Genomic DNA, 21,752 nt, shown 5'->3' with positions numbered 1-21,752 from the left:
TGTTAAGGGTCTCCACTTATTTGGGAGTAACATCGTGCCAGCTCAATATTCACTATCTCGTCGGCATTTTCTTAATTATTCGGCGGCGACATTAGCCGCCAGCGCATTACCCGCCTGGGCAAACCCTCATGACGCGATGAATATGTCGCCGGATATTTTACAGGGAGGTGCAGGGAAATGGGCGTTGGCAAAACCCGCGAAAATACGTCTGGCGGTGAACCTCAACGCTATTTGTCTGGCGCCGGTGATCGTCGCCGATCAGCATAATTTCTTCAAAGCACATAATTTGGAGGTCGAGTTCGTCAACTTTGGCAATTCAACCGAACTTTTACTGGAGTCGATCGCCACTGGCAAAGCCGAAGCCGCGGTGGGCATGGCGCTGCGCTGGTTAAAAGCACTGGAGCAGGGCTTTGACGTTAAGCTAACGGCAGGCACGCATGGCGGTTGTATGCGGCTGTTAACGCGCGACGACGGTCCACGCTCGCTTGAAGCGCTGAAAGGCACCACCATTGGCGTTACCGATATGGCCGGTGCCGATAAAAACTTTTTCTCCTTAATGCTGAAGCGGCACGGGCTTGATCCTAATACGGATGTAAACTGGCGCGTTTATCCGCAAGACCTATTGCCGCTGGTGTTACAGAAGGGTGAAATTCAGGCCGCAACCGGATCCGATCCGGTGATGTGGCGACTCTCTCAACAGCCCGGTTATCGCGAGGTTGCGACCAACTTAATTGATGAATATGCCAATCTGAGCTGCTGCGTCATTGGTACGCGCGGCAGTTTGATTCGCGATCAGCCTGAAGTGGCAGCGGCGATTACCCATGCGATTTTACAGGCGCATGCTTATGCGGCGCAGCATCCTGATACCATTGGCACCGAATTTAATGGTAAAGCGCTGAATACCACGCCACAGGAGATTGCCAGCGTATTGAAAACCCATACGCACGGCCACTATTCCGTGGGGAATGACTTTGTGAAGGAAATAGACGTCTATGCCCGCGATTTAAAAGCGATCAACGTATTACGTCCAGAAACCGATCCGATGCTCTTCGCCAAAGGTATTACTTCAGACGTATTGATATAACAAAAAAGGCAGCCTCGGCTGCCTTTTTTGTTTGTAACGATCAGCTTAAAAGCGGTTGCGATGTCTGTACCGCATTGGCGTTTTTTAAACTTTCTGCGGGACGATGGTGATCGAACAATTGCGTAGAAAGATAATTTCCACCGCCATCCGCCAGCAAAATGACGATACGTTTTCCCTGATTCTCTGGCCTGGCTGCCAACTGCCTTGCCGCATACAGCACCGCTCCCGACGAATCCCCAACTAATATCCCTTCGACTAATGCCAGCTCGCGCGCCGCCTGATACGCCTGCCAGGTTTCCACTGCAATCACCTCATCAATCACCTGATGATCGACATTGGCGGGGATCCGCTCCGGTGGTTGGCTGCTAAAGGCGTGAACGCCAGTGATCTCAAGCGGGTCAGGATTATCAGGTTGTGGCTGCGAGCCAATACCCGGTTCTACAGCAACCACATGAAGTTCTGGATACTGCGATTTGAGATAGCGCCCAATACCAGAAAGCGTACCGCCGGTGCCCACCGAGGCCACTAAAATATCAAGCTCACCTTGCGTATCGCGCCAGATCTCTGGCCCGGTTGTCAGCGCGTGCACACGTGGATTCGCCGGGTTCTCCAGCTGCTGCAAAAAGTGTACGTGCGGTTCTGCTTCCCGCACCCGCGCCACCAGCCAGCGGGTTGCCGCGACAAAATCGCCGTCGGTAGAGGCATAGAAGTCGGCAAAGCCCGGCACCAGGCTAAAAGGGATCAGTTCTGCGCCTAAAGCCTGAATCACCTTGCTGCGTTCGATACTAACAAAGTCATTGATGTAAACACGAAAGTGATAACCTTTTGCCGCCGCAAACGCCGCCAGACCAATACCGGTATTGCCGCTGGTGGTTTCAGCAATCACATCGCCAGGTTTTATCAGGCCGCGGCGTTCAGCATCTTCAATCATCGCCAGCGCAATGCGGTCTTTCACGCTGTGATTAGGATTAAACAACTCCAGCTTCGCCAGCAGGTCAACATGCAACTGGTAGCGCTCACTAAAGCGCGTCAGGCGCAGCAGCGGCGTATTGCCAGTGAGCTCGGTTATTGAATTATAAATAGATGCAGCCATTTCTTGTCCTCACTGAGATAAAAGTGCGATCACCATTTCACCGCATTGCGCTGCCACGCCAACGTGCGATCGCGCACGATGAACAGCAGCGTAATCAGCGAAGAGCACAGCAGCGCCATGACGATCAATGCCGCATACATGTTGGCGTACGCCGCCCAGCCTTGCGCCCACTGCAAATACCAGCCAAGACCTGATTTAACACCCATCATTTCTGCAGCAACCAATACCGAGAATGAGGCGCCCAAGCCCATAAACAGCCCGACAAACAGATGCGGCAGAGCAGCGGGCACGGCGACACGCAGCACTAAAAACAATGCGTTCGCCCCCAGCGTGCGCGCCACATCGTAATAACGGTTATCAACGCTGGCGACGCCTGACCACGTCAACACCGTCACCGGGAACCAGGTCGCCAGCGCAATGAGAAAGACCGCTGCGGAAAAGCTTGAGGGAAAGAAATAGAGCGAGAGCGGTAACAACGCAGTGGACGGCACCGGCCCAAGAAAACGTAAAACAGGATGCACCCAATATCCCAGCCCGCGCGACCAGCCAATTGCCACGCCAGTAATGAATCCCACCACGCTACCAAAGGCGAACCCAATGGCCAGCAGACGTAGCGAATTCAGTACGCTGTCGAGCAGGCGGGGCCAATCTGTGGCGTAAGCTTCAAGCAACGCACGCGGTGGGGCGAAAAAGGGGGCGGGCAACAGCGCCTGCTTCGCGGTGACGTATTCCCAAATCCCCAACAGCAGGGCTAACACCACTAACCAGCGCGCACTGGTTTTCAGCGGTTGCCAGAGTTTCAAATGGGGTGCTGCGCTGGCTGCCAGCACTAACACCGTAAGGAGTGACGCAAGGGCGATAAAAAACGCATGGGTTTCATTGACAAAGCGTGGGGCCGCAAAGCCGATTTGTTTATCGGGCAGGCCGGTCATCAGCGCGACCAATCCCCACCAACAGAGTAATGCTGTCCATAAGAGGGGATCAATGCGACGTACCGCATTTGACGATCGCCCCAGTGCTAACGTTTCACTCACCATGTTTCTCTCCCGCTGATAACTGCAATATTTACTGTATTCGCCAGGCATTCATTAATTGATTGCGAATGCGCAAGCCCTGTTAGTCATCAATATTGATAAACCCGCATTTAAAGCAATATCGCAAAGCTGGAACCGCACACCAAATAACAATCCCGTATGAGGTAATGCGGTTTTTATTTATGAGTGATTAGCAAACGCTATGCTGCTATTAGCATAATTACCGGCGGGTTATTTGTGTTATTAATTTTTAAAATGCATTTTTAAAGTCATCCGCTTGAGGAATATGATATGGCATCACAGAATGTAGACGCTATTAATAGAGGCGCGAACAGTGCTGGCGTTAATATTGATATCGAAAATGTCAGCCACCATTTTACGCTGGAAGGAAACGATTTGGCGGTATTGGAAAATATTCACTTGCAGGTAAAAGCGGGTGAGTTTGTGGCGCTATTAGGCCCGTCCGGCTGCGGTAAATCGACCTTGCTGCGCTTGCTGGCTGGACTCGAACAACCCGCCAGTGGCTTACTGGCAGAAGAAGGTCGCGCCATTACTGCGCCACACCCTTCTCGCGTCGTGGTGTTTCAAGATCCTACGCTTTATCCCTGGCGCACGGTTTACGACAATGTAGGATTAGGACTGCAAATTCGGGGCGAGAAAAAGCAGGCGGCTGAAGAACGTATCAATGCCATGCTGGATCGCGTAGGTCTGCGTCAGTTTGCACGCGCCTGGCCACATCAACTTTCTGGCGGCATGGCGCAGCGTGCGGCATTGGCGCGCGCTTTAATCAATCATCCTCGCTTACTGATTCTGGACGAACCGCTTGGCAAGCTGGATTCATTGACGCGCTTACGCATGCAGCAGGAGATTGTCGATTTGTGGCAAGAGCAGCAATTCACGACCTTGATGGTGACGCATGATGTGGAAGAGGCGCTGTTTATGGCTAACCGCGTGGTGGTGTTTAGCCCGCGTCCGGCGAAGATAGTGGAGATTATTGAGGTTAAGCAGCCGTGGCCGCGTCGCCGTGATGATCCAGAATTAGTGGCACTGCGTAGCAAGGTTCTTTCACTGCTGGGTAGCGAGCACGTCGCCGCCTAAAAGCAGGGAAGGCTGAGCCTTCCCTGCACGTTATAGATGAAAGCGCAGCGCCAGGTGAAAACCTGACGAGGCTTCCACCACAATCGCCTCCTCTTCCTCAATGAAATTCACATCGCCCAGCAGCAACGCCGCTTTGACCTTCGCCAAATCCTCTGTTTTAAATCCCAGCGCCGCCATGCGTGCACTGCCGTCATAATCTTCGGGTAAAGAATGAAAGCGACGTTTTGCATAGTCTGCCGAGGCGAAGCGAACTGTTGCTGCACCAGCACGCAAAACAAAAGCCCCTTCAGGGCAGGCAAGAATGCGTGCGGCACCAAACAGATGGCTGTAAACCTGCGCCGCCAGCGCCGGATCCTGCGCTACGATCACAAACTCGCTGATGTTCTGCACGCCGTTGGGATGTTGCTGCCATTCCTTTTGCCAGACGTTTTCTGGCGTCAAATGCTGACAAAAGAAACTACGGCCGTTGGGAATTAACGACGGGCGCAGGCGAACGGTGCGAAATTGTGCCTCACCAACCGTGCCATCGGGTAAGTCGACAGGGCGATGAAAAGAGGCGGGCGCGTCACCGTCTAAATCCTGACGCTGTAAATGCAGAAATTCGCTGTCTGCATCGTCTGTTTTCCACACCAGTCCACTTAGACCTGGCGGTGCTTGCCAAAGATCGGCACGTTTCTGGGCGTTACCTTGCTCATAACCCAGCAGCTCAAGGTAGTTTTCACCGAATATCGCCAGGTGATTACTGGAACCCAGCGAGTGATGACCGCGTTCAGTCAGCTGAAAACCGAGGCGACGATAAAGTGCACTCACCGCATCTAACTGATCGGCAACGTTGATCACCACATGATCCAGAACGGGTTGTGGAACAGGTACAGACATTAAGTGTCTCCTTCTTTTCGTCATTGCTGCGCCACAATCCGCAAAGCACGCGGCGCCAGCTCGCTAAAATAGTTAACGGCTGCATCGATCAGTGATTCATCAGGATCGAAAGCGGGATGGTGCAAACCAAAATCACTGGCGCTGCCGATACTGACAAAAACGCCAGGTAGCTGTTGCAGGTAAAAAGCAAAGTCCTCGCCACCCATTTGCGGCGATTCAGCGCGTTCAGCGTGATAACCGGTTTCCTGCGCCAGTGCCAAAGCGAAATCTGCCCAAGCAGGCGTGTTGATTAATGCGGGCGGGCCTTCAATCCACTCCAGCTCAGCCTGTGCGCCAAAGCCGCCGGCGATTCCCTGAATCAGAGAGGTGATCTTATGCGGGATCTGGGCACGGATGTCAGCGTTGTGGGTGCGCACGGTACCTTCCAGCTCAACGCTTTGTGGCAGCACGTTCCAGGTATTACCGGCGGTAAAGCGCGTTACGCTCAGCACCACCGATTCCAACGAACTGAATACACGACTCGGTAAGGTTTGCAGAGCGGTGACAATGTGGCTGGCAATCACAATAGAATCGATGCCTTCCTGTGGTCGGGCGGCATGTGCGCCTTTACCATGAATGCGGATCACAAAGCGATCGACATTGGCATAGAACGCGCCGGGACGCGTGCGCAATACACCCAATGGCAAATCTGGTGCGTTGTGCATGCCAAAGATCGCCTGAACGCCATCGAGTGCGCCTGCGTCAATCAGCTGCTTCGCGCCATCAAACGTCTCTTCAGCCGGTTGAAACAGAATGCGCACCCGACCCGGCAATTCAGCCTCGCGCTGTTTGAGCTGATGGGCAACACCCAGCATCACTGAAGTATGCAGATCGTGGCCACAGGCATGCATAACGGCAGGTTGCTGTGATGCCCACGGTTGTCCGGTGACTTCTTCAATCGGCAGCGCATCAATATCAGCGCGCAGGGCAATTAACGGTTCGCCTTGGCCGATCTCAGCCACCACGCCGGTTTTCAAATCAAACGGCAGTAAACGAATATCACCTTGCTTCAACCAGCGCGTAATACGTTCTGTGGTGGCAAACTCCTGATTGGACAACTCAGGATGCTGATGTAATTCACGCCGCCATTGCACCCGCTGTTGTGAAAGCTGTTGTGCTGATAATGAGGTAGAACGTTGTTCAGTTAAAAGCGTAGTCATGATCATCCTTGAGACGTTGGCAGGAAAGGTTCACCCAGTGTGAGCATCAGGCGGTTGGCCCAGGCGAAGAAGGCGCTGGATTGGATCAGATCGAGCAGAGCCAGCGTGTCCAGGCCATGCTCGCGTAGCACGGTGATCTGATTCAATGATGCCTGCTGTGGCGTAACGGAGAGAGAAGCTGAAAAGCCGATCACCGCTGCCCAGCGTGGAGATTGACCATGCGACAACACCGCACCCGGTGAAACATTCAGCAGCTTTTGTACCGCTGCATCCTCTTTCGAGAGTTGACTGGCTTTGCGTGCATGTACGGAAGCACAGAATATGCAGCCGTTCACTTTACTTACCACTGCAGCGGCTAATTCACGTTCGGCACGTGGCAATCCACCGGCGGTATAGAAAATGCCTTTATCGGTTAAGGTTCGCTGCTCAAGCAGCGGCAGATTGCGCGCCAGCAGGCGGAAATAGTCGGAATCCGTGTGCCCAAAACGCGCCAGCGTGGCGTGTTCTTCTGGCGTAAACTCGGCCAGCGGTTTTGCCGCCAGCCAGGGTTCCCATCCCAGCGCGTGCTGTGTAAAGGCGGTCAACGCGGTTTTCCCGCTCGCGGTCTGCGGCGCATCATGCCAGCGGCCCGCCACTACAGCCGGACCCTCACTCGTTGGCTGCTGGCCCTGGAGCAGTAATAACCCTGCTAATAAACGGCTTTGAAAGCTGATAAAAGCAATTAACTGTGACAACGTCACAACGCCGCGTGCACTCCAGCCAGCTTGTTGAAGTTCAGTAAGATGTTCTGGCTTGGCCTCAACCGGCGCAAAGGTCAAGCGCTTTGCAAAGGCCAGGGCAACTTGATGGCGTGTGCTATCGCTCAGCGGTTCTGCCTGCTGCTGGTAATGCGCCTGCAAACCCGCTTGTGCGTGCCATTCTGCCACGTGCGCCGCGATTGCGAACCGTTCCGCCAAGGGAAAGTCTTCATCGGCCTGGCTAAACAGCACGTCGTAACTGCCTTGCGCATGTCGTGTAGCGGCGTCACGCGTTTGACGTGCCTGCGCCAGTTCAGAATCGGGAGCGATGTCTGCCAGCGCAGCCAGTAAATCGTTGGGTTGAGTCATCTTCTTCTCCAGTTAGCGTGCTTAACCCGCCGCTTTGAGCGCGGGTGCAATGGTTTCAGCGATCAGTTCGATTGAGCGCAGCGTGTCGCTGTGTGAAGGCTCAACCGAATGCACCTGAAACGAAATATCAGTAACGCGCGACAAAACGCTGTCTTGCGCCAGTGAAGCCAGAACGTCACTGGCGTCGCCAACGTGCGCATCAAACTGCGTCAGTAAATCGCTGAAACTTTCGCCACGCAGCGTATGACCGCTGGCGAGATAGTGCGCCGCTTGCTGACGAATGCCCGGCTCGGCGATGCGCCGCGCATAATCAGTGGAATCGGCGACGAAGGCAGTTCGCGAAGCCAGAATGCGTGGTGCTACAGGGGTTGGAAGCGCCGCCAGATAAGCGTCAATAATCGGATTTTGAATGGCGTCCAGCGGCAATTCAGGTTGTCCAGCGGGACGCGGCTGAGTGCGGGATAACATCAAGCCGTGTCCCGCCTGGGCGGCACGAATCGCACCTTCAACTGAGAAGGTGGCAATCCATACCCGTTCGGCCAGTTGTGGGGCAGCCGGATAAAGGTGGTTATCCGGATGGCTTAGCGAATCACCGCGCCAGGCGCTGATCAGGGTGTGCAAATTGTCGTTGAATGCGCCGCTGCGATCGGCAAACGTCAGGCCAAACGGTAAAAACGAATTTGGCGTACCGCCTGAACCCAGTCCGATTTCCAGTCGTCCATCGGCCAGCAAATCCAATACGGCGGCATCTTCCGCTACGCGTAACGCGTTTTCCATTGGCAGCGTAATGATCGCGGTGCCCAGACGGATGGAGCGCGTATGGGCAGCAACATGCGCCAAAAACAGCAGCGGTGCCGGCAAGCCGCCTTCCTGTTCATGAAAATGGTGCTGTGCAATCCACGCTCCGTCGAAACCTAGTCGCTCAGCGTGTTGAATCTGCTCTGTCGCCAGCCGATAGCGCTCTTTCGCCGGGACGTTATCCAGTAGGCGAGTAAAAAAGCCGATATTCATGCAGGTTCCTCTTGATGAGTCGGGTAAAGCGGGGGAATAGCCGCGATCAATTCTTGGGTATAGGCGTGTTGCGGTGATTCAAATATCGTGACAACGTCACCACGCTCAACCACTTCTCCCGCTTTTAATACCGTGACGCTATCGGCTATTTGCCGCACTGTCATTAAATCGTGGGTGATAAACAGATAGGTCAAGCCTTGCTCAGCCTGTAGCTGCTGCAACAGCGTCAGAATTTGCGCCTGCACGGTGACATCCAGTGCGGAGGTGGCTTCATCAAGCACCAGAATCGAGGGCTGTAATATTAATGTTCGCGCCAGTGCGACACGCTGTCGCTGACCGCCGGAAAGCTCGCGGGCGCGACGAGATAAAAACGCCAGCGGCAAAGCCACACGTGCAGTTACCGCTTCAACCCGCAGGCGACGTTCTGCACGACTCAGCTTTTCAAAGTTGAGCAGCGGTTCTTCAATGATCTCAAACAGCGTCTGGCGCGGATCGAGTGAGGCAAACGGGTTTTGATAAACAAACTGAATTTTTCGCCGCAACTGGCGTAGCGCTTCGCCCTTCATGCCGTTGACGACAATGCCATCCAGCTTCACGCTGCCGCTGTCGGGCTGCTCAAAGCCAAGCAGAATGCGCGCCAGCGTGGTTTTGCCGGAGCCAGATTCACCCACCAATGCATGTGTGGTGCCGCGCTGCACCTGAAAAGTCACATCATTCAACGCCTGCAAGCGCTGTTGTTTGCTCAGCCTAAAGCTTTTATTAATGGCTGTTGCCTGAATAGCCGGGGCAGAAAAGCGGGCCGCAGAGTAAGGCTGGCGCGGGCGCGGTGCGGCATCGGTCAGCAATTGCCGCGTGTACGGATGCTTCGGTGTAGTGATCACGTCTGCGGTTACGCCCGCTTCCTGAATCTCGCCGTGACGAAACACAATAATGCGATCGGCACGTTCGGCGGCCAGTGCTAAATCATGGGTGACAAATAACACCGCCGTGCCCGATTCACGACGTAGCGTATCAAGCAGATCGAGAATGCGTTTCTGCACCGTGACATCCAGAGCGCTGGTGGGTTCGTCGGCAATGATGATGTCCGGCTGCAATGCCAGGGCGATAGCGATCAGCACGCGCTGCTTCATACCACCAGAAAGCTGGTGCGGATAGTGATTAACACGCTGTTCAGGATGACTTAATCCCACCCGTGTGAGCAGGTCAATCACCCGCTGTTGCCGCTGAGAACGGCTAAGGTTGAGATGCAGACGCAAGATTTCTGCCACTTGTTCGCCAATGGTTTTTACCGGATTCAGGGAATTGCCCGGATCCTGCGGCACCAGGCTAATGCGCGCGCCGCGCAGCGAATCAAAACGCTTTTGCGACCATTGGCTGATCTCCTCATCATTGAGCAAGATCCTGCCGTTATCGCGGCGGCCATTTTCCGCCATTAAACCAATAATCGCCTGCGCGGTGGTGGTTTTGCCCGACCCTGATTCACCCACCAGCGCCACTATTTCACCTGCTTTCAGTTCAAAGCTGACGTTGTGCACCACCTGTTGCCAGGCGTTGGCGCTGCGATAACTCAGGCTGAGATTGTCGACCTTTAATAACGTGCTCATCGGCGGACTCCTGACAGTTGCTGGCTGATGCGATTCGCTGACAGCACCACGGCTATCACCACCACGCCGGGAAAGGTGGTTAGCCACCATGCGGTTGCCAGATAGTTTCGACCTTCGGCAATCAATAATCCCCACTCAGGCGCGGGCGGTGGCGTGCCGTAACCGAGAAAGCTCAGCGTCGAGAGCGCCAGAATGGCCTGACCAAACTGCAACGCGGCGTAGGCGATAACCGGCGTCAGCGCGTTAGGTAAAATGTGACGCCACAGCACCGTAGAGAAGCGTCCGCCGCTACCAAAGGCGGCTTCAACGTATTCGCTGTGACGAATGCGCACGACTTCACCGCGTGCCAGACGGGAAAAACTGGCGATAGACGCAACGCCGACTGCCAGTGCGGCATGCAAGGTGCCGAAACCCATGAGAATCAACACGCTTAACGACAATAAAAGTGACGGAATTGAGAGCAGCACATCCACAGCGCGCATTAGCCAGGATTCCGTTCTGCCGCCGATTGAACCTGCCAGCACGCCTAACGCGGTTCCCACGATCAATCCCATCGCTACCGCAATCAGTGCCGCAGAGAGTGAATGTGATGCGCCGTAGATAATGCGTGCATAAAGGTCGCGTCCGAGTTGATCGGTGCCGAGCCAGTGTCCGAGTTGTGGGGCTAAACGTTGCGCACCGGCAACACCGTCGGTTGCGCTGTAGTCAGTGAACACTCCTGGCGCCACTGCGGCCAGCAGCGCAGCAATCATTACTAACCAGGCCAGCCATAAACCGGGTTGCACAGAGAAACTGCGGCGAGGTGTGGCCGCCGTTTTTTGACGTGCGCTGGCGTAATCAACCAGACTCATGCTGCACCTCCCACTGTTTGTAACCGGGGATCCAGCAGCGGCATCAGCAGATCGACCAGCAGGTTAATCACGACAAATCCCAGCGCTGAAATCATCACCACGGCTTGCAATACTGCCACATCCTGATTATTCACAGCCTGCTGTGTCAGTTGGCCCAAGCCACCCAGACCAAACACGGTTTCAGTAATCAGCGCTCCTGCGATCAGCTCGCCTAACAGCAAACCGGCCACGTTGAGCACCGGTAGCATGGCGTTACGTAACACATGGCGCCACAGCACATAACTTTCACTGGCCCCTTTAGCGCGAGCCACCGCGACAAACGGACGCGTCGCCACATCGTCAATGCTGCGTAATAGAATTTGTGCCAAAGGAGCCGAAATCGGAATGGCCACAGTGATAATCGGCAGGATCAAGCCCTGCCACGGCGACGGATTGATCACCGGAATCCAACGCAGCTGGAAAGAGAACAGCTGAATCAGGGCAATGCCGAGCCAAAAGGTTGGCACTGAAATGAACAGCGCAGGCAGCGATTGCAACAGATTGCGCAGGCTGCGTAACGCCGGAAAACGTGACAACGCCGCGAGCACGAACGCCAGAGCCATCGCCAGCAAAAAGCCACACAGCGCCAGGCGTAATGTGCCGGGCAGATTGCTGGTTAGCTGATCGCTGACCGGCACGCCCGCCTGCACGGAATAGCCAAAATCACCGTGCAGCATGGCGACCAGCGTATGCAGATATTGCTGCCACAACGGGTTGTCAGCACCATACGCCTCGCGCATCTCCGCGATCTGTTGTGGGCTGAGGCCAAGATCGGGATTTTGAAATTTAATCAAAATCGCGTCGCCCGGCAGCACTTGCAACAGCACGAAAGAGAGGGTGAAAGCGGCCCATAACACCAGCAGCCCAAGCCCAACCCGATGCAGCAGATAACGTCGCATCATTCACCTCAACTTAATGTTTTTCCAGCCATGCGCCATACAGCGCTGGACGGCCAACGGCTTCGAAATTGACGCCTTTTAACCAGGGCGCACCCGCAAAGACCTGCGGCTCTTCAAACACCGGGATCACGTAGGCCTGGTCCAGCAAATAGCGCTGCACGTCGCCGGTTAATTGCAGGCGTTTAGCCGGATCAACTTCAGCGGAAATATCCACCAGTAGTTGATTCAGCTTGTCGTCACGGAAGTTTTTCACCTTGTCGCTGGAGCCGCCTTTTTGCAGCAGCGCATCGCGGTTAGCAAAATAGAAACTGCTTTTAATCACATCAGGGTCGGCGCGGCCGACTTCGGTGACATTCAGCGGTGTTTTCTGCGGGTCGAGGCTGTCGATGGTTTTACTGCCTGCATCACCGGCTTTTACCGTTAACGCCACGCCAACCTGACGCCACTGCTGTGCAATGAGCTGAAGCACCTCTTTGTTCTGCGGCTGCGGCAGTGATTCATATACGGTCAACGCCAGACGTTGTCCCTGCTTTTCACGAATGCCATCGGCACCCGCTTTCCAACCCGCTTCATCCAGCAGACTTTTGGCTTTTGCCTGATCGAAGGTGAGCTTGTCAGCCAAATTAACGTAACCAGCGGCAGTGGTAGCAATCACCGATGTTGCTTGCGGATAGTTTGGTGAGAACAGCGTTTCAACCACCTGTTTCGAGTGAGTGGCATGCAGCAGCGCCTGACGTACGCGAATATCGCTGACCAATGGGTTATCTGGACGGAAACTGATGCTGTCATTTACCCCACGCGTGGGTGCGGCATAAATAGGAAAGTTTTGGTCTTTGGCCTGCTTCTCATCGTAAGCCTGTACCTGACGAATAAAATCTGCCTGACCCGCCAGCAATGCACCAATACGCACACTGTCTTCCGGGGTGACGATCACTTTAATGCCGTCGAGATTCGCCGGGCCTTGCTGTTGACCATTTTTAGGGCCCCAGTCATACGCTTTACGGGCGGTTAAATCGACTTCGCGTCCTAACTTTTCAGCGCTGACCACAAAAGGGCCAGAACCAATGATATTGCGCGCATCACCCAGTTGATCAAAATTACGCGCCAGCGTGCTTAGCGATACCAGCCCGGAACCAATGGTTGCGGTGCCTTGTAAAAAGCCCGGTGACGGTTTTTTGAAATAAAACTTCACCGTGAGTGGATCAATGACTTCACTGCGATCGTAATTATTAATCACCTCTGAAACCGGCAGGCGTTGAGCTTTATTTCCTAATCCGTAAGTATCGAAGTTTTTAGCCACGGCATTGGCATCTAATGGCGTGCCATCAGAAAAGGTGACACCCGATTTTAATTTAAAGGTGTATTCGGTTTTATTTTCATTGGTGGTCCAGCTTTCTGCAATCCAGGGTTCAACCTGCAACGTCTTTGGATTCTGCCAGGTCAGTTTATCGGTAATTTGATTCAGTATGCCGCCATTAGGATAAAACCCACCTGCGGGTGGATAAAGATTGGTATGCGCCTGCTGTTCAAGATAGATCAGCGTGCCGCCTTTAACCGGCGTCTCAGCGGCATGGCTGGCAAAACTCCCGGCGAGTAAGGCAAAGGCCAAAGCGCGCGACAATGGCGAAATCGGTAATAACGTCTTCATGTTGAATTCCTTTGTTATTAATTGCCTTAGCAGGCTGGAATCATCATCGAATGACGGCGCTATCAGGTGAAGCAACGAATTGGTCAAAGCTTATCTGGAATTGACAAATACCCTCAATCCTTCACGTCGCAGAGGCGTTGGCTGCGCTTGTGCATGCCAGTTACCCTGAATTTTCTGTGGTGGGGATGAACAGGCTTGCCGCCTTTCCGCAACGCGAATAATTAACGGCGGAGTGATTACACTTTAATAAATAGATTTCGCATTAAGCCTGTTTTTTTATTCGTAATTCATTTCAAGACACAATGCGCATTACGTTGCATTGCCATTTTTTAACTTCGTATTTTCATATTTGTTGTTTTACGAAATATAACCTCCGCTCCACACTAGCCCACAAATCGTATTTAAGAGGGAAGGGTGAATGTCATATCGACTGAGTCTGTTAGATAAATCACCGGTTGTAACGGGAGAAGCGCCCAGCGCCGCGTTACAGCGCACATTACAGCTGGCTCAGCAGGCAGAAAGCTGGGGCTTTCACCGTTTCTGGCTGGCCGAGCATCACAATACCGATCGCCTGGCGAGTCCTTCACCTGAAGTATTGATCGCCTGGATCATCGCGCAGACGCAACATATTCGAGTGGGCTCAGGCGGCGTGATGTTGCAACATTACAGCCCGTATAAAGTCGCCGAAAATTTTAACCTGTTGGCTTCACTGGCGCCGGGACGCATCGATCTTGGCGTGGGTAAAGCACCGGGCGGTTTACCGCTTTCAACCCATGCGCTGCAACTGGGCGTTCACGCTGACGAGAAGGGCAGTTTCGCCGAACAGTTGCGCCTGCTTGATAACTGGTTGCAGACCCGCGCGCAGGATGAAAATGATGACGAAGAGGTTTTACGCGCCACGCCACAACCGGCGCGACCGGCGAATCGCTTTCTGCTGGGTGCCAGCGAAGAGAGTGCCAAACTCGCGGCGGAGCTGGGCTGGCAATTTGTTTTTGCTGCCCACATCAATGGCGATCGCCCGTTGCTTGAGCATTCGCTGAATACCTATTCCACGCTCAGTAAGGGGCAACGTGCCTTGGTTGCAGTGCAGGTTGTGGTGGCGGATTCTCCTGCTGAGGCGGATCTACTGGTGTCCGATCTCAAGCACTATCACGTGCAGGTCAAAAACGGCCCGAGCGTGAATGTCGGCAGCCTGGAACAGGCAGAGCGTTATGTGCGGCAGGGGGGATTTTCCGATTACCTGATCGAGCCGCGCACGCCGTCGCTGCTCAAAGGCACCGCGGCTCAAGTCCATGCTCAGCTAGAAGCGCTGCATCAGAACTTCAACATTGACGAATTCATTATTGATACACCGATTGCCGAACCCGTTGCGCGTCATGCGTCGCTGGCGTTGTTGGCAACGCACCATCTGGTCGAAGCCTGAGTGCAGACATTCAGCGGAGGTAAACCATGAAGCCGAATGAATCACAGTTGATTGCGTGGCGACGCGAACTGCACACCTGGCCGGAACTCTCCGGAAAGGAATTTGCGACCACTGCGCGTCTGCGTGAATGGTTGCAGAGTGCGGGTATTCGCTTACTGGACTTTCCGCTGGAGAGCGGTGTGGTAGCCGAAATTGGCAGCGGTGAAACGCGGGTGGCGCTGCGTGCCGATATCGATGCACTGCCGATTCACGAAGCCAGCGGTGTCAGCTTTCATTCTCGCCATCCTGGTGTGATGCATGCCTGCGGGCACGATCTGCACAGCGCGGTAATGCTGGGCGCAGCACTGGAATTAAAAGCGCAGGAAGCGCAACTGAAAGGGTGCGTGCGCATCTTATTTCAGCCTGCTGAGGAGATTGGCCGTGGTGCAAAACAGTTCATCAAGGCGGGCGTGTTAGAGGATGTACAGGCTATTTTTGGCATGCACAACGAACCGGGGTTGCCCACCGGCACCTTCGCCACGCGCGGCGGCGCGTTTTATGCCAATGCGGACAAATTCATTATCCACGTCAACGGCAAAGGCGCGCATGCTGCGCACCCTGAGCAAGGCGTTGATGCGATTGTGGTTGCCAGTCAGATCATTCAGGCACTACAAACCTTAACCAGCCGCAGCTTCAATGCGCTCGATAGCGTGGTGCTGAGCATTACGCGCATTGACGGCGGTAAAACCTGGAATGTATTGCCGAGCGGGGTGGAATTTGGCGGCACCGCGCGTACTCACGATCTTCAGGTACGCGCCGAACTGGAACAGCGACTGCGTCAGTTGGTGGAGAGCATTGCCTTAGCCCATGGTGCCGACGCGACACTTCGTTGGCATCCTGGCCCGCCCGTGTTGATCAACGATCCCGATTGGGCGCGCTTCAGTAGCGAGATTGCGGCGCAGGTCGGCTATCACGTGCAAACGGCTGATTTGCACCTGCTTGGTGAGGATTTTGCCTACTATCTGCAAAAAATTCCCGGTGTATTTGTCAGTATCGGCAGCGCCAGCGATTTTGGTTTACATCATGCCGCCTTCACGCCAGATGAAGCCTCAATTGCCCCTGCCGCACACTATTTTGCCCAACTGGCGCAGCAGGCGCTGCAACATCTCAACGCACGATGTTGTGAACCCCTTCTGAATTAATCCCCCTTTTTAAATGGCGTCTGGACGCGAGGCAAATGCACTCTCGCCAGGCTCGCTACGACTAAAACAGAGAGAAGATCATGACAACGAGACAGCTTCGACTGGGTACGATTTTGCACGGTGCGTCAGGCAATATGTCAGCGTGGCGCCATCCGGCAGCGCAGGCTGATGCCAGCATCAACCTTGCGTTTGCCAAGAAGATTGCGCGTAAAGCTGAGCAGGGCAAACTTGATTTTTTGTTTGTTGCTGACGGGTTATTCATCAATGAAAAGTCGATCCCTCACTTTTTAAACCGTTTTGAGCCGTTAACCTTGCTGTCCGCGTTGGCCGGCGTGACGGAACATTTGGGGCTGGTCGGCACGGTTTCGACCTCCTACAGCGAACCCTTTACCGTGGCGCGCCAGTTTGCCAGCCTCGATCATTTGAGCGGCGGACGCGCTGGCTGGAATGTGGTGACATCGCCACTGGAAGGGTCTGCTAAGAACTTCTCACGCGCCCAGCACCCGGAACATGCGCTGCGCTATCGCATTGCCGATGAGTATTTGCAGGTGGTGAAAGGGTTGTGGGATTCCTGGGAAAAGGATGCGTTTGTTCGTAACAAAGAGAGCGGCCAGTTCTTTGATCCCAGCAAGCTGCATACGCTGGATCACCATGGCGATTTCTTTCAGGTGCAAGGCCCGCTGAACATTGGCCGCACGCCGCAGGGCCGACCGATTATCTTCCAGGCCGGTGCGTCTGAAGATGGCAAAAAGCTGGCCTCCAGCCACGCCGATGCAATTTTTACTCATCAACCGACGCGAGAAGAAGCGCAGGCGTTTTATCGCGACGTTAAGCAGCAGCTGGTGGAGAAAGGCCGTAAACCGGAAGACTTGCACATCTTCCAAGGGGTTAGCGTGATTGTTGGCGACGATGCCGACGACGTGGAACAGCAATATCAAACCACCGCTGCGCTGGTCTCGATTAAAGATGCGCTCAACTATTTGGGTCGTTTCTTTGATCATCACGACTTCTCGCAATATCCCCTTGATGAACCTTTCCCTGAATTAGGCGATATCGGACAAAACAGCTTCCGCAGCACCACCGATGAAATCAAAAGCAAGGCGCGTCAGTTTAATCACACGCTGCGTCAGGCTGCGCTGGAAGCGGCTACCCCGCGCCCGCTGTTCCACGGTACGCCTGAACAAGTCGCTGATGGTTTGCAACTCTGGTTTGAAACCGACGCCACCGACGGTTTCATTATCAACGGCGGTACGCCAGATACCTTTGAACGCTTTGTTGATCGCGTGGTGCCGATTTTGCAGGCGCGTGGTTTATCGCGTCGCGAGTATCCCGGAACCACATTGCGCGACAGTTTTGCCCTGAAACAACCCGTTAATCAGTTCACACAACAATAAGAGTCTTCGCTATGCAAAAAACGAAAACAGTGATCGCCCTGATGCTATTGGCTGCCAGCAGTAGTGCATGGGCTGAAGATACCAATGTGGATTACAACGGACAGCGCGTGAGCCTTGAGGCGAATAAAACACCGATCAACACCGGTAAAAACGCGCAGGCAGTGGCACAAATTCCGGCGGGTCACCGCTTTGCGGTTCCGGGATCCTTTACCGTAGCGGTCGCGGCACTCAATTCGCCGCCCTTAACGGTCTTTTCTGATGACAATAAAACCTTGCTGGGCAGCGAAGTGGATATCGCCCGTCTCGTTGCCGACAGCCTCGGTCTGAAGCTCAACGTGGTGCCCACTTCCTGGGAAGACTGGCCGTTAGGCGTGGCGTCGGGCAAATATGATGCAGCGATCACCAACATCACTGTCACCAAAGATCGCAAAGAGAAATTTGATTTCGCCACCTACCGTAAAGATTCGCTGGGCTTTTATGTAAAAACCAGCAGCCCGATTAAATCACTCAGCAAAGCAGAAGATATAGCCGGGCTGCGCATCATTGTTGGTTCCGGCACCAACCAGGAAGCGATTCTCCTGGCCTGGGATAAAGAGAACCAGGCCAAAGGTTTGAAGCCCTTTACCCCGGTTTACTCCAAAGATGACGCCGCCCAAACGTTGGCGCTGCAATCCGGTCGCGCTGATGCCTATTTTGGACCCAACGTAATTGGCGCATGGAAAGCGGCGTTGAATGGCAAAACCCGCTTGGTAGGCAGCGTTGATGGCGGCTGGCCGAAAGCAGCGCATATCGCCGTAACGATGAAAAAAGGCAGCGGTTTAGCGGAACCTGTCAGCACCGCGCTCAACGGTGTGATGCAAAACGGCGACTACGTAAAAGTATTGAACCGCTGGGGTGAAGGCGTAGAACGCATTGATCGTTCTGAGATCAACCCGCCGGGATTAGGCGATTAAGGAGGCGATATGAGCCAGCAACATTTTCGCGAAGTCTCACCAGAAGCACCAGAATTGCAGCCGATCCTCGCAGGTCTGTTTGGTGAATATGCCGCGCGCTATGGTGATTACTTCACCTCGCAGAAAGAGGTAGAACTGACGGAGTGGTATCTACCGCCACACGGCCTTTTCATCGTGCTGGAGCGTGATGGCGAGATCATCGCAATGGGCGCCTATAAACCCTATGACGAGCAAACCGCTGAGCTAAAACGCATCTGGACACGCCGCGATCTGCGCCGTCAGGGCTTGGCCTTGGTGATGGTGAAAGAGCTGGAGCGGCGCGCCTTGCGTGCCGGTTATCAACGGCTTTTTCTCACCACCGGTTTTCGCCAGCCGGAAGCCGTGCGGCTTTATACCGGGCACGGTTATCAACCTCAATGCGATATCAGCGGCGATCTTGAGCGTTATGGGCAGCCGCCGCATGACGGCCGTTTGCGTTTTTTTAAAGTGATTGACGTTCAAAGCGTCGCCCAAGCCAGTTAAGGAGGCACGATGAGTAAGGAACCGCAATTGCAAGTGGTGCCGGCGCGCTATCCAGCACGTACCGTGGGGGCGATTATCGCCCTGTTTATTCTGGCTGGCGTGGTGCAATCGGTGGCGTTTAATCCGCGCTGGGAATGGGGTGTCTTTGCCCGCTGGTTTTTCGATCCGGTAATCCTGCATGGTTTAGGGCAAACGCTGTTATTAACACTACTCGGCACGGTCTTCAGCTTGATGCTGGGCGGTTTGCTGGCGCTGGCGCGACTCTCCTCATCCTGGTTATTGAGTAGCTTAGCATGGGGTTATATTTGGCTGTTTCGCTCGCTGCCGCTGATTGTTGTGCTGATCATCTTGTACAACTTCTCCTATCTCTACGACACCTTATCGATTGGCGTGCCTTTTACCGCGCTGTCGTGGGGCAACTTCCAGACCATCAACGTGTTGGGGCAGTTTCCGGCTGCGGTAATTGGTCTGACGCTAGTGCAAGCGGCATACAGCGCTGAGATCATTCGCGGCGGTTTTTTGGGGGTTGATCATGGTCAAGTTGAAGCGGCTTCAGCGCTGGGTTTATCCGCCACGCGTCGTACTTTCCGCATCATTCTGCCGCAGGCGCTACGCGCAATTATTCCTACCGCGTTTAACGAAATCATCAGCCTGGCGAAAGGCACAGCAATGGTTTACGTGCTGGCAATGCCTGAGCTGTTTTACACCATTCAGATGATCTACAACCGCAATCAGGAAGTGATTCCGTTGCTGATGGTCGGTGCGGCCTGGTATTTGATTATCACCACCGTGCTGTCCGTGATTCAGCACAGCGTTGAACGCTGGCTGGCCCGTAGCGTAACCCGCGAACCAAAACCTTCACGCTGGCGTCAATGGCGCAATCGCGTCGCGCCGGTGATCGCAACTGAGGAAATTAGCCATGTCCGAAGCCATTGATTACCGCTCAGTCCATACCACAGGCGCTATTAGTATCACCAGCGTCAGTAAAAGTTTTGGTAAGCACAAAGCGCTGGATGACGTTTCGCTGGAACTGGCACCGGGCTCGGTGACGGTGATTCTGGGGCCATCTGGTTCGGGCAAGTCAACGTTGCTGCGTTCGATCAACCATCTTGAACGCGTTGATGCGGGTTTTATCCAGATTGATGGAGATTATATCGGTTATCAGCGGCGTGGCGACAAGCTGTATGAATTGAAAGAGCACGCGATTTTACGTCAGCGTATTAACGTCGGTTATGTGTTCCAAAACTTCAATTTGTTCCCCCATCTCACCGTGCTTGAGAATCTGATTGAAGCGCCGATTGCGCATCGGCAACTGACAAAACGTGACGCGGTCACGCGTGCCGGTGAATTGCTGGATATCGTTGGGTTGCGCCACAAAGCGGATGCGTGGCCGCGCCATCTTTCTGGGGGGCAGCAGCAGCGTATTGCTATCGCGCGCGCCTTGATGTTGAACCCTCGCGTAATGTTGTTTGATGAGCCAACCTCGGCGCTCGATCCTGAACTCGTCGGTGAAGTGCTCGACGTGATCAAAAAGCTGGCGCGCTCCGGCACCACATTGGTGATTGTGACGCACGAAGTGGGTTTCGCCCGTGAAGTTGCCGACAACGTGGTGTTCATGGTTGATGGCAAAATCGTAGAACAGGGCAATAGCACGCAAGTACTGAATAATCCACGACATGAAAGAACTAAACGGTTCCTCGCACGTGTTTTGTAATTACAGGAAGAGTCAGTCATGCGAAATTTCTGCGCAATAACCTTGTTAGCCGTTTTGCTGGTGAGTCAGGCGGCGGGAGCCGCCGAGAAGTTAGACGCGTCAAAAAATGAAACGCCCATTAACGCGCCTGCGAATCCAGATGCGATTAAAAAGATCCCCGCAAATTTTCACTTTATCGAGCCGGGCACGTTAACGGTGGCGACCTCCGCTACCCATTCACCGCCGCTGGCGCTGTTGGCGTCAGATAATCAGACCCGCATCGGCAGCGATCCTGATATTGCGCGGTTACTGGCGGACAGCCTTGGCTTAAAACTCAAGCTGGTTCCCGCTTCCTGGGAGGATTGGCCGCTTGGCATTACCGCTGGGCGCTACGATGTGGCGATGTTTAATATTGCCGTAACGGAAGAGCGGAAGAAGAAGTTCGATTTCGCCACCTACCGTGCGGACAACCATGCTTTTGTGGTGAAAGCTAACAGTTCAGTGACCTCAATCAACTCGCCGGAAGAGATTGCAGGCAAGCGGATTATTGTGGCATCCGGTACGAATCAGGAGCGGATTCTCCTGAGCTGGGATGAGAAAAATCGTGCAAAAGGTTTGCCGCCGGTGCAGCCAATTTATTTAACGGATGATGCCTCCGCGACGCTTTTGCTGCTTTCTGGACGCGCCGATGCGATGTTTGGCCCACATTCCATGGCCGCCTGGAAAGCGGCCTCACGCGGGCAAACCAAAATCGTTGGCACCGGGCCGTTTCGCGCGTGGGTCGCTGTGACCACCAAAAAAGGCAATGGCCTGGCCGATGCCCTACAAACGGCGCTGGATGGCACCATTGCGGGTGGTCAATATCAGCAGGTATTACAGCGTTGGGGCGAGCAGGATGAAGCGATCAGCCATTCGACAGTGAACCCGCCGGGAATCGTTTATTAATAAAAAGAAGCAAGGATGCTTCTGTTCGGTCCACTCTTTGCCTGCCGATTTGCGCTACACTTTCCAGCTTAACTGACCTGGCAATATCATAAAAAA

General features: G+C 54.2%; 20 protein-coding genes. 10 read left to right on the top strand and 10 right to left on the bottom strand.

Going from position 1 to position 21,752, the window contains the following annotated elements; translation table 11 throughout:
- Window positions 1-34: 34 nt before the first annotated feature.
- Window positions 35-1,084 carry an ABC transporter substrate-binding protein gene (locus ACF2G4_RS18865; protein WP_243079367.1) on the top strand — a complete coding sequence of 350 codons (1,050 nt, stop codon included), beginning with the start codon at window positions 35-37 and terminating at the stop codon, window positions 1,082-1,084.
- Window positions 1,085-1,124: 40 nt separating this feature from the next.
- On the opposite strand, the gene ACF2G4_RS18860 is transcribed toward ACF2G4_RS18865, so the two are convergent.
- Both ACF2G4_RS18860 and ACF2G4_RS18855 read right to left on the bottom strand, forming a co-directional pair.
- Complete coding sequence (locus ACF2G4_RS18860) at window positions 1,125-2,177, bottom strand: cysteine synthase family protein (protein ID WP_332626872.1); 1,053 nt, start codon at window positions 2,175-2,177, stop codon at window positions 1,125-1,127.
- A gap of 29 nt (window positions 2,178-2,206) precedes the next feature.
- A complete protein-coding gene (locus tag ACF2G4_RS18855; protein ID WP_409076131.1) occupies window positions 2,207-3,214 on the bottom strand; it encodes an ABC transporter permease in 1,008 nt (335 codons plus the stop codon).
- A 288-nt stretch (window positions 3,215-3,502) separates the two neighbouring features.
- Here ACF2G4_RS18855 and ACF2G4_RS18850 point away from each other — a divergent pair, with 288 nt between their 5' ends.
- Window positions 3,503-4,309, top strand: coding sequence for an ABC transporter ATP-binding protein (locus ACF2G4_RS18850; RefSeq protein ID WP_332626870.1), 807 nt, complete (start codon window positions 3,503-3,505; stop codon window positions 4,307-4,309).
- A gap of 30 nt (window positions 4,310-4,339) precedes the next feature.
- Here ACF2G4_RS18850 and ACF2G4_RS18845 read toward each other — a convergent pair whose 3' ends face one another.
- From ACF2G4_RS18845 to ACF2G4_RS18810, 8 genes are read right to left on the bottom strand one after another with little or no spacing between them, the layout of a single operon-like run.
- On the bottom strand, window positions 4,340-5,188 hold the full coding sequence (locus ACF2G4_RS18845; RefSeq protein WP_215848442.1) for a VOC family protein: 849 nt from the start codon (window positions 5,186-5,188) through the stop codon (window positions 4,340-4,342).
- Between the two features lie 20 nt (window positions 5,189-5,208).
- Entirely contained in the window at window positions 5,209-6,387 is a 1,179-nt protein-coding gene (locus ACF2G4_RS18840; RefSeq protein ID WP_409076130.1) for an amidohydrolase, read from the bottom strand.
- Between the two features lie 2 nt (window positions 6,388-6,389).
- Window positions 6,390-7,493 carry an alkylhydroperoxidase domain protein gene (locus tag ACF2G4_RS18835; RefSeq protein WP_409076129.1) on the bottom strand — a complete coding sequence of 368 codons (1,104 nt, stop codon included), beginning with the start codon at window positions 7,491-7,493 and terminating at the stop codon, window positions 6,390-6,392.
- A gap of 21 nt (window positions 7,494-7,514) precedes the next feature.
- Window positions 7,515-8,504: a putative FMN-dependent luciferase-like monooxygenase gene (locus ACF2G4_RS18830; RefSeq protein WP_215848439.1), complete on the bottom strand. Its 990-nt coding sequence runs from the start codon at window positions 8,502-8,504 to the stop codon at window positions 7,515-7,517.
- The gene (locus tag ACF2G4_RS18825) at window positions 8,501-10,108 is read right to left on the bottom strand and encodes a dipeptide ABC transporter ATP-binding protein (RefSeq protein ID WP_409076128.1); all 1,608 of its coding nucleotides are present in this window, start codon (window positions 10,106-10,108) and stop codon (window positions 8,501-8,503) included. Before ACF2G4_RS18825 ends, ACF2G4_RS18830 begins: the two co-directional genes overlap by 4 nt.
- Window positions 10,105-10,959: an ABC transporter permease gene (locus ACF2G4_RS18820; protein ID WP_409076127.1), complete on the bottom strand. Its 855-nt coding sequence runs from the start codon at window positions 10,957-10,959 to the stop codon at window positions 10,105-10,107. The genes ACF2G4_RS18825 and ACF2G4_RS18820 overlap by 4 nt, the downstream gene beginning before the upstream one ends.
- Window positions 10,956-11,897 carry an ABC transporter permease gene (locus tag ACF2G4_RS18815; protein ID WP_243079439.1) on the bottom strand — a complete coding sequence of 314 codons (942 nt, stop codon included), beginning with the start codon at window positions 11,895-11,897 and terminating at the stop codon, window positions 10,956-10,958. The genes ACF2G4_RS18820 and ACF2G4_RS18815 overlap by 4 nt, the downstream gene beginning before the upstream one ends.
- A 13-nt stretch (window positions 11,898-11,910) precedes the next feature.
- On the bottom strand, window positions 11,911-13,545 hold the full coding sequence (locus ACF2G4_RS18810; RefSeq protein ID WP_243079376.1) for a TIGR04028 family ABC transporter substrate-binding protein: 1,635 nt from the start codon (window positions 13,543-13,545) through the stop codon (window positions 11,911-11,913).
- A gap of 418 nt (window positions 13,546-13,963) precedes the next feature.
- On the opposite strand from ACF2G4_RS18810, the gene ACF2G4_RS18805 reads away from it, so the two are divergent.
- The 8 genes from ACF2G4_RS18805 (at window position 13,964) to ACF2G4_RS18770 (ending at window position 21,656) form a co-directional block, all read left to right on the top strand.
- The gene (locus tag ACF2G4_RS18805; protein ID WP_332626864.1) at window positions 13,964-14,968 is read left to right on the top strand and encodes an MsnO8 family LLM class oxidoreductase; all 1,005 of its coding nucleotides are present in this window, start codon (window positions 13,964-13,966) and stop codon (window positions 14,966-14,968) included.
- Window positions 14,969-14,994: 26 nt separating this feature from the next.
- Window positions 14,995-16,149, top strand: coding sequence for an amidohydrolase (locus tag ACF2G4_RS18800; protein WP_215848435.1), 1,155 nt, complete (start codon window positions 14,995-14,997; stop codon window positions 16,147-16,149).
- Between the two features lie 80 nt (window positions 16,150-16,229).
- Window positions 16,230-17,543 (top strand): LLM class flavin-dependent oxidoreductase, encoded by a 1,314-nt coding sequence (locus ACF2G4_RS18795; protein ID WP_243079378.1) that lies wholly within the window; start codon window positions 16,230-16,232, stop codon window positions 17,541-17,543.
- 11 nt (window positions 17,544-17,554) lie between these two features.
- On the top strand, window positions 17,555-18,496 hold the full coding sequence (locus ACF2G4_RS18790) for an ABC transporter substrate-binding protein (protein WP_215848433.1): 942 nt from the start codon (window positions 17,555-17,557) through the stop codon (window positions 18,494-18,496).
- A gap of 9 nt (window positions 18,497-18,505) precedes the next feature.
- Window positions 18,506-19,018, top strand: a complete 513-nt coding sequence (locus ACF2G4_RS18785) for a GNAT family N-acetyltransferase (RefSeq protein ID WP_243079379.1) — start codon at window positions 18,506-18,508, stop codon at window positions 19,016-19,018.
- A 9-nt stretch (window positions 19,019-19,027) separates the two neighbouring features.
- The gene (locus tag ACF2G4_RS18780) at window positions 19,028-19,954 is read left to right on the top strand and encodes an amino acid ABC transporter permease (protein ID WP_409076126.1); all 927 of its coding nucleotides are present in this window, start codon (window positions 19,028-19,030) and stop codon (window positions 19,952-19,954) included.
- Window positions 19,938-20,732, top strand: coding sequence for an amino acid ABC transporter ATP-binding protein (locus tag ACF2G4_RS18775; protein ID WP_243079381.1), 795 nt, complete (start codon window positions 19,938-19,940; stop codon window positions 20,730-20,732). The genes ACF2G4_RS18780 and ACF2G4_RS18775 overlap by 17 nt, the downstream gene beginning before the upstream one ends.
- Before the next feature lie 18 nt (window positions 20,733-20,750).
- Entirely contained in the window at window positions 20,751-21,656 is a 906-nt protein-coding gene (locus tag ACF2G4_RS18770; RefSeq protein WP_215848432.1) for an ABC transporter substrate-binding protein, read from the top strand.
- The last annotated feature ends 96 nt before the right edge of the window (window positions 21,657-21,752 follow it).

Origin of the sequence: Pantoea phytostimulans (assembly GCF_046118715.1) — a bacterium.
Lineage (GTDB): Bacteria > Pseudomonadota > Gammaproteobacteria > Enterobacterales > Enterobacteriaceae > Pantoea > Pantoea phytostimulans.
Note: the sequence above shows the minus strand (reverse complement) of the source record. Positions and strands in the feature narration are given on the sequence as shown.

Excerpts from the sequence above, each read along its gene's own strand:
- ACF2G4_RS18820 (WP_409076127.1), bottom strand. The coding sequence starts at position 10,959 with ATGAGTCTGGTTGATTACGCCAGCGCACGTCAAAAAACGGCGGCCACA.
- ACF2G4_RS18845 (WP_215848442.1), bottom strand. The coding sequence starts at position 5,188 with ATGTCTGTACCTGTTCCACAACCCGTTCTGGATCATGTGGTGATCAAC.
- ACF2G4_RS18775 (WP_243079381.1), top strand. The coding sequence starts at position 19,938 with ATGTCCGAAGCCATTGATTACCGCTCAGTCCATACCACAGGCGCTATT.
- ACF2G4_RS18825 (WP_409076128.1), bottom strand. The coding sequence starts at position 10,108 with ATGAGCACGTTATTAAAGGTCGACAATCTCAGCCTGAGTTATCGCAGC.
- ACF2G4_RS18785 (WP_243079379.1), top strand. The coding sequence starts at position 18,506 with ATGAGCCAGCAACATTTTCGCGAAGTCTCACCAGAAGCACCAGAATTG.
- ACF2G4_RS18830 (WP_215848439.1), bottom strand. The coding sequence starts at position 8,504 with ATGAATATCGGCTTTTTTACTCGCCTACTGGATAACGTCCCGGCGAAA.
- ACF2G4_RS18790 (WP_215848433.1), top strand. The coding sequence starts at position 17,555 with ATGCAAAAAACGAAAACAGTGATCGCCCTGATGCTATTGGCTGCCAGC.
- ACF2G4_RS18850 (WP_332626870.1), top strand. The coding sequence starts at position 3,503 with ATGGCATCACAGAATGTAGACGCTATTAATAGAGGCGCGAACAGTGCT.
- ACF2G4_RS18860 (WP_332626872.1), bottom strand. The coding sequence starts at position 2,177 with ATGGCTGCATCTATTTATAATTCAATAACCGAGCTCACTGGCAATACG.
- ACF2G4_RS18795 (WP_243079378.1), top strand. The coding sequence starts at position 16,230 with ATGACAACGAGACAGCTTCGACTGGGTACGATTTTGCACGGTGCGTCA.
- ACF2G4_RS18805 (WP_332626864.1), top strand. The coding sequence starts at position 13,964 with ATGTCATATCGACTGAGTCTGTTAGATAAATCACCGGTTGTAACGGGA.
- ACF2G4_RS18840 (WP_409076130.1), bottom strand. The coding sequence starts at position 6,387 with ATGACTACGCTTTTAACTGAACAACGTTCTACCTCATTATCAGCACAA.
- ACF2G4_RS18855 (WP_409076131.1), bottom strand. The coding sequence starts at position 3,214 with ATGGTGAGTGAAACGTTAGCACTGGGGCGATCGTCAAATGCGGTACGT.
- ACF2G4_RS18770 (WP_215848432.1), top strand. The coding sequence starts at position 20,751 with ATGCGAAATTTCTGCGCAATAACCTTGTTAGCCGTTTTGCTGGTGAGT.
- ACF2G4_RS18800 (WP_215848435.1), top strand. The coding sequence starts at position 14,995 with ATGAAGCCGAATGAATCACAGTTGATTGCGTGGCGACGCGAACTGCAC.
- ACF2G4_RS18835 (WP_409076129.1), bottom strand. The coding sequence starts at position 7,493 with ATGACTCAACCCAACGATTTACTGGCTGCGCTGGCAGACATCGCTCCC.
- ACF2G4_RS18815 (WP_243079439.1), bottom strand. The coding sequence starts at position 11,897 with ATGCGACGTTATCTGCTGCATCGGGTTGGGCTTGGGCTGCTGGTGTTA.
- ACF2G4_RS18810 (WP_243079376.1), bottom strand. The coding sequence starts at position 13,545 with ATGAAGACGTTATTACCGATTTCGCCATTGTCGCGCGCTTTGGCCTTT.
- ACF2G4_RS18780 (WP_409076126.1), top strand. The coding sequence starts at position 19,028 with ATGAGTAAGGAACCGCAATTGCAAGTGGTGCCGGCGCGCTATCCAGCA.